Annotated in this window: 7 protein-coding genes; 6 read left to right on the top strand and 1 reads right to left on the bottom strand. The window is 75.5% G+C overall.

The genetic code is table 11. The features are described from left to right. Positions 1-29 precede the first annotated feature (29 nt). Positions 30-11,132 carry an amino acid adenylation domain-containing protein gene (locus ACTFAP_RS25555; protein WP_500467528.1) on the bottom strand — a complete coding sequence of 3,701 codons (11,103 nt, stop codon included), beginning with the start codon at positions 11,130-11,132 and terminating at the stop codon, positions 30-32. Positions 11,133-11,575: 443 nt separating this feature from the next. On the opposite strand from ACTFAP_RS25555, the gene ACTFAP_RS25550 reads away from it, so the two are divergent. The 6 genes from ACTFAP_RS25550 to ACTFAP_RS25525 are packed head-to-tail and all read left to right on the top strand — an operon-like array spanning position 11,576 to position 18,383. Continuing rightward, complete coding sequence (locus ACTFAP_RS25550; protein WP_500467527.1) at positions 11,576-12,727, top strand: SCO2322-related protein; 1,152 nt, start codon at positions 11,576-11,578, stop codon at positions 12,725-12,727. Next, the gene (locus ACTFAP_RS25545) at positions 12,724-13,872 is read left to right on the top strand and encodes a CbiQ family ECF transporter T component (protein WP_500467526.1); all 1,149 of its coding nucleotides are present in this window, start codon (positions 12,724-12,726) and stop codon (positions 13,870-13,872) included. The genes ACTFAP_RS25550 and ACTFAP_RS25545 overlap by 4 nt, the downstream gene beginning before the upstream one ends. After that, on the top strand, positions 13,869-15,503 hold the full coding sequence (locus tag ACTFAP_RS25540) for an ABC transporter ATP-binding protein (RefSeq protein ID WP_500467525.1): 1,635 nt from the start codon (positions 13,869-13,871) through the stop codon (positions 15,501-15,503). Before ACTFAP_RS25545 ends, ACTFAP_RS25540 begins: the two co-directional genes overlap by 4 nt. Continuing rightward, a complete protein-coding gene (locus ACTFAP_RS25535) occupies positions 15,500-16,351 on the top strand; it encodes an ECF transporter S component (protein ID WP_390122223.1) in 852 nt (283 codons plus the stop codon). The genes ACTFAP_RS25540 and ACTFAP_RS25535 overlap by 4 nt, the downstream gene beginning before the upstream one ends. After that, on the top strand, positions 16,348-17,844 hold the full coding sequence (locus ACTFAP_RS25530; protein ID WP_500467524.1) for a prenyltransferase/squalene oxidase repeat-containing protein: 1,497 nt from the start codon (positions 16,348-16,350) through the stop codon (positions 17,842-17,844). Before ACTFAP_RS25535 ends, ACTFAP_RS25530 begins: the two co-directional genes overlap by 4 nt. 59 nt (positions 17,845-17,903) lie before the next feature. After that, the gene (locus ACTFAP_RS25525) at positions 17,904-18,383 is read left to right on the top strand and encodes a DUF4430 domain-containing protein (protein ID WP_262832968.1); all 480 of its coding nucleotides are present in this window, start codon (positions 17,904-17,906) and stop codon (positions 18,381-18,383) included. Positions 18,384-18,401 lie beyond the last annotated feature (18 nt).

Raw genomic sequence — 18,401 nt, 5'->3', positions numbered from 1 at the left:
CACGGATGCCGTGCCGCCGGCGCCCGACCCTACCGCGCGTCGTCCCCGCCGGTGCCGGGCAGCGGGGCGTGCGGATCGGCCAGCAGCCGCGCCAGCAGAGCGGCGAGATCACCTCCCCACGCCTCGATCGTGGCGGCCTCGAACAGATCCGTGGAGTACTCCAGGGTCACGGTGAGCCGGTCGGGGTGCGGGGTCAGCACCACGTACAGCTCGGTCCGCGCGGTGCCGGCGACCGGCAGCGGCCGTACGGTCGTGCGGACCCCGGGCAGCTCCACGGCGGGCGGTTCGGTGGTCACCACCGTGAACAGCACCGCGGGGAACGGTCCGGCCCCGTACTCCGGTGCCACCAGCCGCACGACCTCCGCCAGCGGCAGCGCCTGATGGTCCATCGCCGTGAACAGCGCGGGCCCCAGTCGCGCCACCAGGTGGGCGAACGTGTCCGCCTCGGGGAGCCGGGCGCGCAGCGCCACCGCCTCGCCCAGCATGCCGAACACCTCCTCGTGCTCCCGGCGGGCCGCCCGGTTGGCGCTGGACGCCGCCAGCACCACATCGGACCGGCCGCCGAGCCGGGCCAGCCATACGGCGAACGCTCCGGCCAGCACCGTGTACGGGGTGCCGCCCAGCTCCGTGGCCGTCTCCCGGACCCTGGCCGGCAGCTCGCCGTCCAGGGTGAAGGTGTGCAGCGCGCCCCGCCCCGACAGCACCGGCGGGCGCGGGCGATCGTAGGGGAGCACGGGCCGCAGCGGCACCCCGTCCAGTTCGGCGCGCCAGAACCGCTCCAGTGCGGCGCGGCGTTCCCCGGTCAGCTGTTCGGCCGCCCAGCGGGCGTACTCCGGGAAGTCGGCCGCCGGCCGCGGCAGGGTCCGGCCCGCGTACAGGGCGGACAGGTCGCGCCACAGGAGGCCCATCGACCAGCCGTCGCAGACGGCGTGGTGCAGCACCACCACCAGCAGCCAGCGGTCCGGGGCGATGCGGCCGAGCCGGAAGCGGAACAGCGGGGCCCGCTCCAGATCGAAGGGCTGCCCGGCGGCCTCCTGGCACCAGGCGTCGGCGTCCGTCTCGGTCAGGTCCGCCACGGGGACGTCGAAGGGAACGTCCGCCGGGAACTCGGCCCGCTCGCCGGCCAGTCGCAGCCGCAGCGCGGCGTGCCGCGCCACCAGGGCGCGCAGCGCGCCGGTCAAGGCGGCCGGGTCGAGGTCCCCGGTCAGCTCCAGGCGGTGGGCGACGTTGTAGACGGCCGGGTTGGGGTTCGCCCGGTGCCGCTGTGCCAGCCGCCGCAGCAGGGACGTCGCGGGCACCGTCTCCACCCCGCTCGGCCCTTCCTGCCCGGTCGCGACGCCGGTGCGCGGACCGGCGCCCGTCGCGATCGCGCTCCCGGCCGCGGCTCCGGTCTCGGTCTCGGTCTCGAAGTACGCGGCGGCGGCCCGGATCGTGGGGGCCCCGAAGAAGCCGGCCATCGTGAGCGTACGGCCGGTGCGGCCGTGCTCCTCGTTCATCCGGTGCACCAGCCGGATGGCGCCGAGCGAGTGGCCGCCGAGCTGGAAGAAGGACCGGGTCACGGAGATGCCGCCGGGCAGGTCCAGCTCGTCGCACCACAGGTCGTGCAGCGACTTCTCCAGCGGAGTGCCGGGCTCCTCGACCGGCCCACCGGGGTCCGCACCGTCGCCGCCGGTGGCCGGGGCCAGGTCGGGAAGCCGGTCCCGGTCCAGCTTGCCCGAGGCGTTCACCGGCAGCCGCTCCAGCGGCACCCAGTGCCGGGGCACCAGATGACCCGGCAGGACGTCGCGGAGCGCGGCCCGCAGCGTGCCGGTGTCCGTCCCCGCGTCCGTCACCACGTACGCGACCAGTTCGGCCTCACCGCGCCGGTCGCGGCGGGCGAGCACCGCCGCCTCCCGGACGCCGGGCAGCCGGGTCAGCGCCGCGCGCGCCTCGGCCGGTTCCACCCGGAACCCGCGGATCTTCACCTGGTCATCGGTGCGCCCCAGGAAGGCGAGGGTGCCGTCCGCCCGCCAGCGGCCGAGATCCCCCGTGCGGTACGTCCGCACACCGTCCGGACCGGTGGCGAAGACGGCGGCGGTCTCGTCGGGCCTGCGGTGGTAGCCGTGCGCCACCGCGGGGCCGCCGATCTCGATCTCGCCGACCGCGCCCACCGGGACCTCGGCCCCGGCGTCGTCCAGCAGCCGGATCCGTACCCCGGGGAGCGGACGGCCGATCGGCGGCCTCTCCTCGCTCACCCGGTGCGAGGTGACGACGATCGACCCCTCGGTGGGCCCGTACTGATTGAACAGTTCGCACTGCGGATGGGCGGCGCGGAAGCGCCGGAAGGCGGGGGTGAGCTCCAGGGGTTCCCCGGCCGAGAACAGCTCGCGCAGGGACGGCAGGCGGGGCTCCGTCTCCATCAGATAGCGCAGCGGCGTGCAGGGCATGAACATCCGCTCCACCGCGTGCTCGCGCACCGCCGCCGCGACGGCGGCCGGGTCGTGCCGTACCGCCTCGTCGATCAGGACGAGTTCGGCGCCGGACGCCAGGGTGGTGAAGATCTCCTGCACGCTGACGTCGAAGGCGGGCGAGGTCCACTGGAGGGTACGCAGCGCGGGATGCGCCGCCAGATGGCCGCGTACCAGCATGGCCGGGCCGCGGTGCGGCACGATCACGCCCTTGGGGCGGCCGGTGGAGCCGGAGGTGTAGAGGCAGTACGCCGGGTCGTCGGGGCCCGCGGGATCCTCCGGCGGCCCGCCGTGGGCGCCGGCCGTGTCCAGGGTCTGCGGCATCAGCAGCACGGGCACCCCGGTCTCCGCGGCGAGGGCACCGTACTGCTCGGTGGGCAGCCCCGCGCCGCTGAGCAGCAGCGTGGGCCCGCCGTCCCGTACGAGCTCCGCCAGGCGGGCCGCCGGCAGCGCCGGGTCGAGCGGCAGATAGGCGGCGCCGCTGCCCAGGACCGCCAGCAGCGCGGTGATCAGCTCGGGGCCGCGCGGCAGCAGCACGGCGACCCGCTCGCCGCGCCGTGCGCCCTGGGCGCGCAGCAGATGGGCGAGGGCGTGGGCACGGTCGCGCAGTTCGCCGTACGTGAGGGTGGTCCCGTCGGCCGCCGTGCGCAGGGCGGGGGCGTCCGGGGTCCGCCCGGCCTGCCGCTCGAACAGCGCGTGCAGGGTGTCGTCCGCGCCGGGGTGGGCGGGCGGTTCCGGGGTGTGGTGGGCGAGCAGTTCGGCCCGGTCGGCGTCGGTCAGTGCCGTCAGTTCGGACAGCGGCGCGTCCGGGGTTCGCAGGAGGTGGCGCAGTGTCTGCTCGACGGAGCCGATCAGGCGGCGCACGGTGCGTTCGGTGAAGAGCGCGGTGTCGTACTCGGCCATGAACCGCAGCCCGTCACCGTGGTGGGTGAGGTAGAAGCTCAGGTCGAACGGCGCGCGGTCGCTGGGGACGTCCAGCAGGTCGGACGCGGTCTGCCGCTCGTACTCCACCATCACCTGGAACAGCGGGTTGCGGCCCGGGTCGCGGCGCGGGTTCAGGGCGTGGACCAGGTCGTCGAAGGGCACCTCGCGGTGTTCGTAGGCGGCCATGCTGCGGTCCCGCACCCGGTGCAGCACCGTCCCGAAGTCGGGGTCGCCGGTGAGATCGACGCGCAGCGCGACGGTGTCGAGGAAGAGTCCGACCTCGTGCGCGGCGTCCGGGGGCCGGGCGTCGACCGCCGTCCCGAGGACGAGGTCGGTGGTGCCGCTGAAGCGGCCGAGCACCGCGCCGATGGCGGCGATCATGGCCATGAACACGGTGGCGCGCCGCTCGGCGCAGTACCGGCCCAGGTCCGCCATCAGCGCGCCGTCCAGCTCGTGGCTGAGCGCGGCCCCGGCGCCGGTGCGCACCGCCGGGCGCGGGTGGTCGGTGGGCAGCGTCAGGTCGGGCGCGCCGGCGAGTTCACCGCGCCAGAACTCCAGGTCGGCGGCGATCCGTTCGGGCCCCGGTGGCGGCGGGACGGCGGAGGGGGTGAGCGGTGGCAGGCCGGCGGGCAGCGGCCAGGACCGCAGTTCGGCGGTGAGGTCGCGGGCGAGGACGGCCGTGGAGGCGGAGTCCACGATCAGGTGGTGGACGACGAGGAACAGCAGGTGCCGGTCCGGTGCCAGGCGCAGCAGCCGTGCGGCCAGCAGCGGGCCCCGCGCGAGGTCGAGGACCTCGCCCGAGGTGCGGTCGAGGACGGCGCGCAGGGCCGCTTCCTCGGTGGCGCCGCTGTGGTCGTCCACCGGCAGCTCGATCGTGATCCGCTCCCGTACCTCCCGGTGGGGGACGCCGTCGGACTGGGGGAAGACCGTACGCAGCGCCGGCTGGCGGGCGATGACCCGCTCCAGGGCGCCCCGGACGGCGGCCGGGTCCAGGGGGCCGTCCAGGCGGATGGCCTTGGGCTCGTGGTACATGCGGGTGCCGGGCTGGAGTTGTTCCTGCACCCAGATCCGCCGTTGGGCCGGGGTCAGTGCCTGGCGTCCGGTGGGCAGGGAGGTGCGCAGCCGGTCGAGCAGCGGCAGTGCGTCGAGCACCCGCTGGGGGGCGACGCCGAAGTCGACGAAGCAGGCGATCTCGTCGGCGCCCGCGTCGGTCAGGGACCGGACGATCGCGGCGGCGCCCTGCTCGTCGCCGATCAGGGCGCGGTCATCGCAGTACCGCTCGTAGGCGCGGCCGAGCAGGAAGTCGACGTCCTCGGGGTCGGTGTTCTCCAGATCAACCTCGACGCCGAGGCTGTTGGTGACCTGGTTGAACAGGGCCAGCGAGGAACGCAGATAGGAGAGGAAAGGCTGGTACGCCTCGGCCCTGGCCGCCGCGGCGTCCTCGCCGAGGAAGGTGTGCACGAGTACCACGACGCGTCCGGCCGCCGGGTCCAGGCCGTGTTCGGCGCGGGTGCGCCGGTAGAGGGCGATGTTCTCGGCGAGCTGCTCGACGGTCTGCGCCATCAGGTTGGTGACGACGCCGAGGTCCTCGCGGGCGGCCCGGCGGTAGCTGTCCGGGTTGCCGACGACGGCCACGTACAGCGGTGGTTGTTCCTGGAGGGGGCGCGGGTGCAGCCGTATCTCGGTGGCTGTGCCGTCCCCGGCGGTGACCTCCACCGGGTCGCCGGACCACAGCTGCCGCACCGTCTCCAGCTGTTCGTACATCAGCTCGCGGTGCTTGCCGTAGTTCTGCGGTGCGAGCGCGAAGTCGCGGGCGTGCCAGCCGCTGGCGACGCAGATGCCGGCCCGGCCGCCGGAGATGTTGTCCACGACGGACCACTCCTCGGCGACCCGGGCGGGATGGTGCAGGGGCAGCACGACGGAGCCGGCGTGCAGCCGTACCCGCCGGGTCCTGGCCGCGAGTGCGGCGGCCAGCACGGAGGGGTTGGGGAACAGCGCGCCGAAGGAGTCGAAGTGCCGTTCGGGGAACCACAGGGCGTGGAAGCCGTGCTGGTCGGCGAACTCACCGGCCGCCATGATCAGTTCGTACTTGTCGCGCTGCTGCTCCTCGGGGTAGTCGCCGAAGAAGTACAGGCTGAAATCGGGCGCGCCGTCCGGGGCGGCGGTGGGGGCGGGGGCCGGGGCCCGGGTGATCGCGGGCGCGGGGCGGCCGGGTGCCGGTACCACGGGGGCCGGGGCGGCGGGTGGCGCCACGGGCTCGGGCGCGGTGGCCGGCACGGACGGGAGCGTGGCGGCCGGCTCCCGGTCGCGGGCCGCCGAAGCGACCGGCTCGGCCTGCGGCTCGCCCGGCGTGCTGCCGGCCGAGAGCAGGTCGAGCTGGCGGGACATCAGCTCGGTCACCTGGTCCACGAGGTGACGGGTGGTGCGCAGTTGCTCGACGACCACATCGGTGGCCGCCGTCGCGCCGGTCACCTGCGGCGACACCGCCGGTGCGACCTCGCCTCGCGGTGCGGGGGCCGCAGGCGCCTCACCGGCGGGGGCGGCGGCCGGCGGGCGGTGTGACCCGCTCGGCCGGTCCGGTGCGCCGGCCCCGTCGGCGGATATCGCCGCGGACGGCGTGTCCGCCGCAGGGGCGGTGTCCATGCCGCTCGACGGCGTGGACGGCGCTGAGGACGCGGGCTGTGGTGCGGTGCCGCCCCGGGCCGTGATCAGGGCGGCGAGGCGTTGCGGGGTGTCCGCGTCCGAGAACAGATCGCGTACGGGGATGCGTACGCCGTACCGCTGCGACAGTTCGGCCGTCATGCCCATGAGCGCGAGCGAGTCGGCGCCCAGGGTGAAGAAGGAGGAGTCCGGGCGGACGTCCTCGGCTTCCACGCCGAGTTTGCGCGCCGTCAGCTCGGCGACCACCGCCAGGACATCGGCTTCGGTGGACGGCCCGGCCCCGGGTGTGGGCGCGGGCGGCTGCGCTCCGTGCGGGGAGGGCCCGTTCCCTCGGGGCGCGACGGGTCCGTCCGCCCGGGCGGAGCCGGTCTGCGCCGCTCCTGCCGGTCCGGGCGATCCCGGACCGTCGACCGACACCTCGGGCACCGGTGCACGCTCCTCACTCAGGTTGTCCGGGGACGGCGCCCGGCCGGCGGCATCGCCCGGTGTCGGGGCCGAAGATGCCGGGCCACCGTGGGTCATGGCCTCCTCGGCCGGGGCCGGGGCCTGGGTCCGCACCGGTGGGGTGTCGCCCGGTCCTTCGGGCCGCCATGCCGGGAAGGTCCGGGGGCGGCGCGGGGGTCCGGGGAGGGGGACGCGGGTGCCTTCGGCGGGCAGGGCCCGCCAGTTCAGGGGGTGGCCCCTGCGGTACAGCTCGGCCAGGGCCGGCAGCAGTCCGGACAGCCAGCGGCTGTCCGGGACACAGTGGCGGCCCAGGCCCGCCAGGGTGGCGCCGGGGCCGATCTCCAGGAAGTCCCGGTACCCCTCGCGGGCGGCCGTGGCCATGGCCAGGTCGAAGCGGACCGGGCGGCGGGCATGCCGGATGAGGTGGTCCGCGTCGGGCACCCAGCCCACCGGCCGCACCTCGCCGTCCAGGCCGCTGATCAGCGGTACCCGCAGCGGCGTGAACGTGATCGTCTCGGCCCGCTCGCGGAACGCGTCCAGTGCCGCGTCCAGCGTCGCCGAGTGGAACGCCCGTTCCACCGGGAGGGCCTGCCAGCGGATGCCCTCGGCGTCCAGCAGTTCCCGTGTCCTGGCGATCGCGGACTCCGCCCCGGACAGCACGAGGGAGCGCGGGCCGTTGACGGCCGCCACCTCCACGCCGCCGGCCCGGGCGATCCGTTCGGCGGTGGCCAGGTCGGCGCGCAGCGCCACCGCCCCTCCGGGCGGGGCCAGCCGGTGCATCAGGCGGCCGCGTTCCGTCGTGAGGTACAGCGCGTCGGCCGCGCTCAGCCCGCCGGCCGCGCACAGGGCCGCGTACTCGCCGAGGCTGTGGGCCAGCACCACGTCCGGTCGCACGCCGAGCGACGCCCACCGTTCCACCAGGGCCATCTGCGTGGCGAACAGGAGGGGCTGCGGGGCGTCCTGGGTGACGGACAAGTCGGCCGCCAGGGCCTCCAGGGTGCCCGCCGGCGCGCCCTGGCCGGAGAAGGCGAAGGCCAGCCGGCCGGGAGCGGGGGCGGGCGAGTGGCCCGGCTCCAGGCTCTCCAGGGCGGCGACGAGTTCGTCGACGCTCTCGCCGATGACGGCCGCGCGGGCGCCGGTGTGGTGTGTCCGGCCCAGGGTCAGGGTCGTGGCCACGTCCGCCGGGTCGAGACCGGGGTGGTGCCGCAGGTGGGCGGCGAGTTCCGCGGCGAGTTCGGACAGGGCGGCGGTGTCCCGTGCCGACAGGGGCAGCAGGACGGGGCGTGCCGCCGCTTCCGCGCGCGCCGGCACCGGCGGCGCCTCCTCCAGGATCACGTGGGCGTTGGTGCCGCCCACGCCCAGCGCGCTCACGCCGGCCCGGCGCGGGATGCCGGGCCGGGGCTGCCAGGCCCCGCGTGCGGTGGCCAGGGTGAGCGGGCCGTCCGTCAGCGGCAGCGCCGGGTGCGGGGTGCGCAGGTGCAGCGTCGGCAGCAGGGTGCGGTGACGCAGCATCAGGACAGTCTTGATCAGCCCCGCCATGCCGGCGCAGGTGTCGAGATGGCCGATGCTCGACTTCACCGAGCCGACGGCGCAGAAGCCGGTGCGGTCCGTCCCCTCGCCCAGGGCGCGGGAGAGGGCCTCGAACTCCACCGGGTCGCCCAGCGCCGTACCGGTGCCGTGGGCCTCGACGTAGGAGACGGTGTCGCCGGTGATGCCGGCCGCCCGCAGGGCGTCGCGGACCACCGCCACCTGGCCCGCCACTCCGGGGGCGCTGAATCCGACCTTGCCCGCTCCGTCGTTGTTGACGGCCGAGCCGAGGATCACGGCGTGCACGGTGTCGCCGTCGGCCAGCGCCCGGTCGAGGCGCTTGAGCACCACGGCGGCGACGCCGTTGCCGCCCACCGTGCCGTCCGCCGCGGCGTCGAAGGGGCGGCACCGGCCGCTGGGCGACAGGATCGATCCGGGGTGCGAGCGGTAGCCGGCGTCCTGGGCGGTGTGAACGGCGGCGGCTCCCGCCAGTGCCATGTCGGCATCGCCGCTGAGCAGCGACTGCGCGGCGAGGTGCACGGCGACCAGGGAGGAGGAGCAGGCGGTCTGGACGCCGATGGCCGGTCCGGTGAGCCCGAGCCGGTAGGCGACGCGGGTGGCGAGGAAGTCGGGCTGGGTGCCCATCGCCCACTGCATCGCCTCCACCGGGTCACCGGCGGCGGCTCCGCTCCCGGGGCCGCTCTCCTGGTGGCCGTACAGCTGCATCCCGCTGCCGGCGAACACCCCGATCCGCTGGTCGCCCTCGTCCCCGGCGTGGCCGCTGTGTTCCAGCGCCCGGCGGCAGACCTCCAGGAACAGCCGGTGGGCGGGGTGGGTGGCGCCGGCCTCGCGCGGGGCGATGCCGAAGGATTCGGCGTCGAAGTCGTCGATGCCGTCGAGCGCGCCGATGACGGGGATCCGGTCGCCGTCCCGCCCGGCGAAGGTGTGGACGCTGTCGACGCCGTCGTACAGGTTGCGCCAGTAGGCGTCGGTGTCGGCGGCGCCGGGGAAGCGGGCGGCCATGCCGATGACGGCGATCCGCCGGTCGGGGGCCTCGGTGCGCACCGCTTCGGGGGCGGTCGGGGCCGGCACCGGGCCGGAGTCCTCGGCCAGCCGGGCGCCCAGCGCCGTCACCGTGGGGTGTTCGAACAGGGCGGTCTGCGGCACCGGCCGTCCCAGGGCCTCCTCCAGCCGGGCCCGCAGGCGCACCATGCGGATGGAGTCCAGGCCGAGTTCGTAGAACGGGGTGTCCTGCGCGCCCGTGACGGGCCGCCCCAGGACGGCCGCGACCTCGTCGGCGACCACGGTGCGCACGTCGGGGCCCTGGTGGGCAGGCCCCGTGGAGGTCCCGGGGCCGCCGTCGGGGGCCCCGCCGGGTATCTCCGGGCCGTCGAAGGCCCCGGCCAGCAGGCGTTCCAGCAGTTCCGCCCGCCGGATCTTGCCGGCCGGGGTGCGTGGGAAGTCGGCGGCCGGCACCGGGATCACCCGGTCCGCCGTGAGCCGCAGCCGCCCGAACAGTGCGGCCCTGATCTTCTGGGCGGTCGTGGCGTCCGTGGCCGGGTCAGGGCCGCCGACGAAGAACACCGCCAGGCTCTCCCCCCGGTCGCCCTCCCCCGGCACTCCGCAGGCGGCGACATCGCCGGTGCGTACTCCGTCGGCGGAGGCGGCGGCCTCCTCGACCTCCTGGGAGAGCACGTTCAGCCCGTTGAGGATGATCACGTCCTTGCGGCGGCCGGTCATCACGAGCTGGCCGTCCGCCAGATAGGCGAGGTCGCCGGTCTCCAGCCAGCGCGAGCCGTCCGGGAAGGCGATGGCGTCCGCCTCCGGGGCGTTGGCGTAGCCGGGGATGACCCGTGGCGAGGAGACCTGGAGCCGGCCGATCCACCGCTCGGGCAGGACCCGGCCCGCGTCGTCCACCACCCGGATCGCCGACCTGTGCGCCGGGGCGCCGCAGGCCACGAAGGTCAGGACCTCGCTCTCGGGGGCGTCCTGCGGCGCGGGGGTGACCTCGCCGGTCAGGCTGCCGCGCAGGACGCGCTGCACGGTGCCGGGCCGGTCCAGCCGCCCGAAGGTGATGGCGGTGGTCGTCTCGGCCATGCCCCAGGCGGCCGTGATGTGTTCGGCGCGCAGCCCGAAGGGGCCGGTCGCGGTGAGGAAGCGGCGCATGACGGGTTCGGCGATCCGTTCGCCGCCGCTGAGCAGGGAGCGCACCCGGCTCAGGTCCCGCGCGCGTGCCCCGCCGGGCGCCGCCAGCGCCTCGGTGACCAGGGAGAAGCCGAAGGCGGGGGCCCAACTGTGGGTGGCCCGGTGGGTTTCGAGGAGATCGAGCCAGCGCAGCGGATCTGCCAGCACCAGATCCGTTGGCGCGTGCACATTGGTCGCCCCGGTGAAGACGGCGAGCACGTGGTAGAGGAGGAAGGCGCCGCTGTGGTCCACGGGGAGCCAGTTGACGGTGGTGTCGTCGGGGCCGAGGTCCAGGATCCGGCGGCTGCTCGCGGCGAACAGGGCCAGGCCGTGGTGGGTGAGCTGTGCCGCCTTGGGGGCTCCGGTGCTGCCCGAGGAGAGCATCAGCACGGCGATGTCCGCGCCGTCCGGCACGACAATGCCGGCATCGGGGTCGGCGTCGGGGCCGGGGGCTTCGGGTCCCGTGGCGCAGTCCTCGGCGGCCACGGCCCGCAGGGCGGGGTCCGTACGGCTCAGACCGGCCGCTCCGCTCCGGTCGGTGAGCACCAGCGGAGCGTCCAGCAGGTCACAGACCTGGCGCAGCCGGTTCAGGGCCGGGGCTCCGTCCTCGGCGCGGTCGGCGATCGCCACCGGCCGGGCGCCGCCGAGCACACAGGCCCAGAACGCCGGGAAGAACGCGTCGAGCGGCAGTCCGCACAGCACGACCGGGTCGCCGGGGCGCACTCCGTGCGCGCGCAGTCCGCTCAGCAGTCGCCGGGCTCGCAATAACAATTCGGGATAGGTCTGGAAGGTGCTGCTCGTCCCGTCCGGGGTCAGGGTGATGACACCGGCGTCGGGGGCCCGCCGGGCCGCGCGCTGTAGCGCCCGCACCAGGTCCGGTGCGTCGTCCTCGGTGAACTCCAGTTCGGGGCCCAGGTATTGGGCGTCCCGTCGTGCGACGTTCATGTGCGTCCTTACGTTCCTGGATCACCACACACCCCGGCCGCGTCGGCCGGTCCGTGATCGGCGCGTGGTTGTTCCTGCATGATCCAGCACATCGGAGCGCAGATAAAGGTCTGGTCAAATCCGTGGTGGGCGGCCTATTCTGGCGGAGATTCCGTCTTTCGGGGGATCCATAACTTCATGCGTTGACGACCGAGGGAAGCCGGTGCAAATCCGGCACTGACCTGCAACCGTGTGCGACGTTCCGCGTCGCGAGTCGGATCACTCGGCTCGCCGGCGTGAACACCCGCTTCTCACTGTCACGGTCCGCAGCGTGGAGCCCTCAGCCCGTCCCGGCTGGTAGGCCCCTGCCGCTTTCGTCACCGAAACGCGCGCCAGGGGTCTTCTCGTGTGGGCGGATGCCGGGCCCCGCCACGCACCGCGCCGGTCCGATGGAAAGGCATCCGATGCCCGTCGCCCGCGTCCGGGGCCACGCCCGCGCCCGAGCACGTGTCATGGCCGCCTGCCTGCTGTTCGGCCTGCTGGCCGCGCTGGGCGGGCCCGCCGGTACGGCGGCGGCAGCGGCCCCGGCCGGCCGGGTCGCGCTCGCCGGCACCCCCGGGTTCTGCCCGGACAGCAGCGGCGTCACCGTGGTGGTCGACTTCCAGGGGCTGGGCGGCGGCCGGATCGTGCGCTGTGCCCCCGGGCCCCAGGCGGACGGTCTCGCGGCGCTGCGCAACGCCGGCTTCGAGGTCGGCGGCACCACCCGCTGGGGCGACGCGTTCATCTGCCGCATCAACGGCCGGCCGGGCGCCGACAGCGAGAGCTGCGTGGACACCCCGCCCGCCACCGCGTACTGGTCGTACTGGCACGCGCCCAACGGCGGTTCGTGGACGTACAGCCAGCGCGGCGCCACCTACCGCACCCCGCCCGAGGGCAGCATCGAGGGCTGGTCGTTCGCGCTGACCGATGACGAGGACGAGATGGCGTCGCCGCCCGGCGTCGCCCCGCAGCGCCCGGCCGACAACGGCGGCGGCGGTGACGGCGGCGGCAGTGGCACCCCCGGCGGGGGCGGCGGAGGCGCCGCCTCGGGCGGCAGCCCCTCCGGCGGCGGCGGCTCCGGGACGCCCGGCGGTTCGGGCGGCTCGCACGACGGCGGGTCCGGGGGCGACGCCGCCTCCGGCGGCTCGGCCACCGGCGGCCAGGACGGCACCGCCGCCGGCGCCCCCGGCGGTGAGCCCCCGCAGGACGCACCCGATGGCGACGCGCCGGACGCCGAGGGCCCCGACGCCCCGGACGAGGCCGAGCGGGAGGACGAGGACACGGACGCGGACCCGGACGGGGACGAAGCGGCCGGGGAAGACCCCGCCGGCGAGGAGACCGCCCCCGCTCCCGCCCCCACCGAGGCGGCCGAGTGGAGCGGCCAGGACGACGCCCACGACCCCTCCGCCACCGCCGGCTCAGGCGGCCCGTCCGCCGGCACCCTCGCCGCCATCGGCCTGGCCACCGCCCTGGCCGCCGGCGCGGGACTCACCGCCTGGCGCCGCCGCGTGGCCGCGAACGCCCCCACCGGTTCCACCACCCCCACCGGCACCACGGATACGGCCACCGACCAGTGATCACCCCCCTCCCCCGCGCCCTGCACCCCGGCGCCTGGTGGCTGTGGGCGCTCGGCCTCGCCGTCGCCGCCAGCCGCACCACCAACCCGGTGCTGCTCCTGCTGGTCATCGCCGTCGCCGGCTACGTCGTCGTCAGCCGCCGCACCGACGCGCCCTGGGCGCTGTCCTTCCGGATGTACCTGCTGTTCGGCGCGTTCATCGTCGTGATGCGGGTACTGTTCCGCATCGTCTTCGGCGGCGGCCAGGGCTCCACCATCCTGTTCACGCTCCCCGAGATCCCGCTCCCCGAGGCCGCGGCCGGCATCAGGCTGCTGGGGCCGGTCGCCGCCGAACAACTCCTGGGCGGGGTGTACGACGGCCTCCAGCTCGCCGCCATGGTGATCTGCGTCGGCGCCGCCAACGCCCTCGCCAACCCCAAACGGCTGCTCAAGTCCCTGCCCGGCGCGCTGTACGAGATCGGCACCTCCGTCGTGGTCGCCCTCACCGTCGCCCCGCAGCTGATCGAGAGCGTGCAGCGGGTGCGCCGCGCCCGCCGGCTGCGCGGCGCCTCCGGCAAGGGGCGCGGTGCCCTGCGCGGCATCCTCATCCCGGTCCTCGAAGACGCCCTGAGCCGCTCCCTCGCCCTCGCCGCCGCCATGGCTTCCCGGGGGTACGGGCGGCTGGGCGCCACCGCGCCCCGGGCCAGGCTGCTCACCGGACTGCTGGTCATCGGCGGTCTGCTGGGCGTGTGCGCCGGCCTGTACGGGACGCTCGACCCCTCCGCCTCCCGGCTGCTGGGGCTGCCACTGCTGCTGGGCGGCCTCGCGCTGGCCGTGACCGGTTTCCTCCTCGGCGGACGCCGGGTGCGGCGCAGCAGCTACCGGCCCGACCAGTGGCGCACCGGCGAACTCCTGGCCGCCGGCTCCGGACTCACCGCCGGTGCGCTCATGTACGTGAGCACCCGGGTGGACCCGGCCAACCTCTACCCCTCGCTCTCCCCGCTGAGCTGGCCCGAGGTGGCCGCGCTGCCGGCCGTCGCCGTCCTGGTGGGGCTGCTGCCCGCCTTCCTCACGCCCCCGCCCCCGCTCCCGACCCCGTCCACACCCCCGCAGCAGACCGCCGCACCGCAGGACGCGGCGGCCCGTGAGGAGAAGACCCGCGCATGATCACGTTCGACTCGGTGAGTTTCCGCTACGACGGCGCCGCCCGTCCCACCCTGGCCGGGGTCGATCTGCGCGTCGAGGAGGGCGAGCTGTGCCTGATCGCCGGGCGTACCGGCTCGGGCAAGTCCACCCTGCTGGGCGCCGTCAACGGTCTGGTCCCCCGGTTCACCGGCGGTGAACTGCGCCCTCGGGTGACGGTCGCCGGGCAGAGCACGCAGGACCGGCCGCCGCAGGAGTTCGCGCATCTGGTGGGCGTGGTGGGCCAGGACCCGCTGGCCGGGTTCGTCACCGACACCGTCGAGGAGGAACTCGCCTACGGCATGGAGCAGTTGGCGATCGGCCCGGACACGATGCGCAAGCGGGTCGAGGAGACCCTGGACCTGCTGGGCATCGCGGAGCTGCGGCACCGCCCGCTGCGTACCCTCTCCGGCGGCCAGCAGCAGCGGGTGGCGATCGGCGCGGTACTCACCGCGCACCCCTCCGTCCTGGTGTTGGACGAGCCGACCTCCGCGCTGGACCCGACCGCGGCCGAGGACGTGCTGTCGGCGATCCTGCGGCTGGTGCACGATCTGGGCACCACGGTGGTGATCGCCGAGCACCGCATGGAACGCGTGCTCCAGTACGCGGACCGGCTGCTGTACCTGCCGGGGGACGGCGGCGTGCGGTCCGGGACGCCCGCCGAGCTGATCGCGGAGTCCGACATCGCCCCGCCGATCGTTCATCTGGGCCGGATCGCCGGCTGGGACCCGCTGCCGCTGTCGGTGCGCGACGCCCGCCGGCACGCCGCCGGGCTGCGCGAACGCCTCGCGGGGCTCCAGCCGCCGCAGCCGCGCGCGGTGGGCGGCGGCGCGGTCGCGCTGACGGCGCGGAAGGTCACCGTGACCTACGGGGAGCACATCGCGGTGCGCGAGGTGGACCTGGAGGTACGGGGCGGGGAGATCATCGCGCTGATGGGCCGCAACGGCTCCGGCAAGTCCTCGCTGCTGTGGGCGTTGCAGGGCTCGGGCCCGCGCCGTTCCGGCGAGGTCGCGGTGGCGGCGAAGGGCACGGACCCGGGTGAGGTGTCGGCACGGGAGGCGCGGGCGCTGGTGGGCCTGGTGCCGCAGACGGCGGCCGATCTGCTGTACCTGCAGACGGTGGACGGCGAGTGCTCGCAGGCCGACGCCGAGTCGGAGGCGGAGCCGGGCACCTGCCGCGCGCTGCTCGACCTGCTGACGCCCGGCATTCCCGGGGAGCGGCACCCACGGGACCTGTCCGAGGGGCAGCGGCTCGCGCTGGTGCTGGCGGTGCAGTTGACGGCGGCGCCGGACGTGGTGCTGCTGGACGAGCCGACCCGGGGCCTGGACTACCACGCCAAGCGGCACTTCGGGCAGGTGGTGCGGGAGCTGGCCGCACAGGGCCGGGCGGTGATGATCGCCACCCATGACGTGGAGTTCGTGGCCGCCACGGCGGACCGGGTGACCGTGATGGCGGAGGGCGAGATCGTCGCGGACGGCCCGACGGCCGACGTGATCTGTTCCTCCCCGTCGTTCGCGCCCCAGGTGGCGAAGATCCTCAAGCCGCAGCCGTGGCTGACGCCCGACCAGGTGGCGCAGGCGCTCGCGCCGGTCCCGAGCGGGGAGGCCACCCGATGAGCGGGGCCCCCCGTACGGTCACGCGTGCCACCGCCCTGCGGGTCGGCCCCAGGGCCGCCGTCGTTCTCGCGCTGGCCTCGGTGATCGGGCTCGGCATGTTCTGCTGGCCGCTGCTGATGCCGCCGCAGCCCCAGGCGGTGGCGCACGCCGGGCAGGCCCCGCTCATGTTCGTGCTGCTGCTGCCGGTGATCCTGGCCGTCGTCCTCGCGGAGATCTCCGAGGGCGGCATCGACCCCAAGACGCTCGCGCTGCTGGGGGTGCTGGCCGCCGTCAACGCCGCGCTGCGCCCGCTGGGCGCCGGCACCGCCGGGATCGAGACGGTGTTCTTCCTGCTGATCCTCGCCGGGCGGGTCTTCGGCCCCGGCTTCGGCTACGCGCTGGGCACCATCTCGCTGTTCGCCTCCGCGCTGCTGACTGCCGGGGTGGGCCCGTGGCTGCCGTTCCAGATGATGGCCGCCGGCTGGGTGGGCCTGGGCGCCGGGCTGCTGCCGCGCCGGCTCACCGGGCGGGCGGAGATCGCGCTGCTGGCCGGGTACGGGGTGGTGGCGGCGTACGTCTTCGGCTTCCTGATGAACCTGTGGTTCTGGCCGTTCGCGCTGGGCGACGGCACCCAGCTGTCTTTCGACCCGGAGGCCGGCCCGCTGGAGAACCTGCACACCTTCTTCCTCTACACCCTGGCCACCTCCACCTTCGGCTGGGACACCGGCCGGGCGGTGACCAACGCGATCGCGCTGAGCGTGCTGGGTCCCGCCGTCCTGGCCACCCTGCGCCGCGCCGCGCGCCGCGCCGCCTTCGACGTTCCCGTCACCTTCGCCTCTTCGACCGATCAAGGAGCCATGACCCGATGACGACCCTGCGCAGACGCGCGGCAGCCGTGCTGCCCGCCGCGCTGATAGCGACCGCACTGGCGCTGCCGGGCGCCACCGCCCGCGCCGACGAGACGCCGCAGCAGCTGCTGTCCCCGGCCGAGGCCGCCGCCACCTGGGCGGTCGGCAAGCTCACCGAGGGCACCCACGCGTCCGCCGACCACGGGCTGACCGCCGACATCGTGATGGGCCTGGCCGCCACCGGCACCGCCGGCGCCACCGCCGAGCGGGCCACCGACTGGCTGGCGGCGAACGCCGGCGACTACATCCACCGGGGCAACCCGGACGCCGTCAACGCGGGCGGCACCGCCAAGCTGGCGCTGGTCGCGGCGATCGAGCACCGCGACCTGTCCGACTTCGGCGGCCACGACCTGACGGGGCTGCTGCTGGACCGGGTGCAGGACACCGGCCGGTTCTCGGACGCCGGGCCCGCCGGTGACATGTCCAACCAGTTCACCCAGTCCCTGGGCGTGCTGGCGCTGGCCCGCACGGCCGAGGGCGCCCCCGAGAGCACCGTGGAGTTCCTGGCGTCCACGCGCTGCGCGGACGGCGGCTATCCGCTGTCGCTGCGCCGCAACCCGGACCGCTGCACCGCGGACACCGACAGCACCGGCATGGCGGTGCAGGCGCTGCTGGCGGTGGACCGTACGGCGGACGCCGCGCCGGGCCTGGACTGGCTGGAGGCGCAGCAGCAGGAGAACGGCGGCTGGGGCTACAACGCGGCCAGCGCCGCCAACTCCAACTCCACCGCGCTCGCCGTCCAGGCGCTGGCGGGCGGCGGCCGGGACGCCGCCGCCGAGCGCGGCACGGCCTGGCTGCGCGGTGTGCAGGTGGGTTGCTCGGCCGTCGCGGCCGACCGGGGCGCGGTCGGCTACATGGAGCCGGTGGCCGACGGCATGGCGCTGCGTGCGACCGCCCAGGTGATTCCGGCGCTGGCGGGGGTGGCGCTGGGTGACATCGACGGCGCGGGCGGCGCGGCGGAGACGGCGCCCGTCGCCTGCGGCCCCGGTGAGGGCGGTGACGGTGGCGGCGACAGCACGGTCGGCGGCGCGGGCGGCGCGGCGGACGGTGGTGCGGACGCCGGCGGCGCGGATGTGACCGCGGGCGGCGCTGACGGCGGTGCGGACGGCGGCCAGGACGGTGGCTCCGAGGGCGGTGCCGACTCCGGTACGGACACCGGCGGTTCGGGCGACGACGCGACGGGCGGCGCTTCGGACGGCGACACCGGTGACCAGGGCGCCAGCGGCGGCCCGGGCGACACCGACGGTTCCGACGCCTCGGGCAGCGCCACCTCCGCCGCCGGCAGCGCCACCGCCACCGGCGGGGCGACCGGCGGGCTGACCCCGGACGGCGGGCTGGCGAACACCGGTGCGAACCCGGTGCCGCTGGTGGCTGCCGCCGCCATGCTGCTGGCCGCCGGATCGGGCGTGTATCTCCTCGCCCGGCAGCGGCGGCGCGGCGCGCTCCGCCCCTGATGCCTTCTTCTGTCCGTTCTATTCGTTCCGTACGTTCCGTTCGAGTTCGAGGGAGAACCATGTTCCGTACCGCCACCGTCACCGCGACCGCGGCCGCCGTACTGGCCCTGGTGGGTGCCGCTCCGGCCCCAGCCACCGGCACGGTCGCCGCCGCCGATCCGGTGACCGTGCAGCTGACCGTCACCGGCCCGGCCGGCACCGTCTTCTCCGACGAGGTGACCACCACCGGTCACACCGTCACCCCGCTGACCGGCGGGGCGCACCTGTGCGACGGCACCAACCTGGGCGCCAACCCGGAGCCGGGCGCCACCCCGACCGCCGCGCTGGACGACGCCGCCCAGCAGAACGGCTTCGGCTGGGACGGCGTGTGGTACGCCTCGTTCGACGACTACCTGGTCACCCAGATCGACGGCATCACGCAGACCGCCGACGAGTTCTGGCTGATCTCGGTGAACGGCACCGCGACCCCGGTCGGCGGCTGCCAGTTCCTGGTGTCGGACGGCGACGAGGTCGCGTTCACCTGGACCGAGATCGACTGATCCGGAGCCACCGCCGGG

It is taken from the genome of Streptomyces sp. PH9007, from assembly GCF_059813725.1.
Note: the sequence above shows the minus strand (reverse complement) of the source record. Positions and strands in the feature narration are given on the sequence as shown.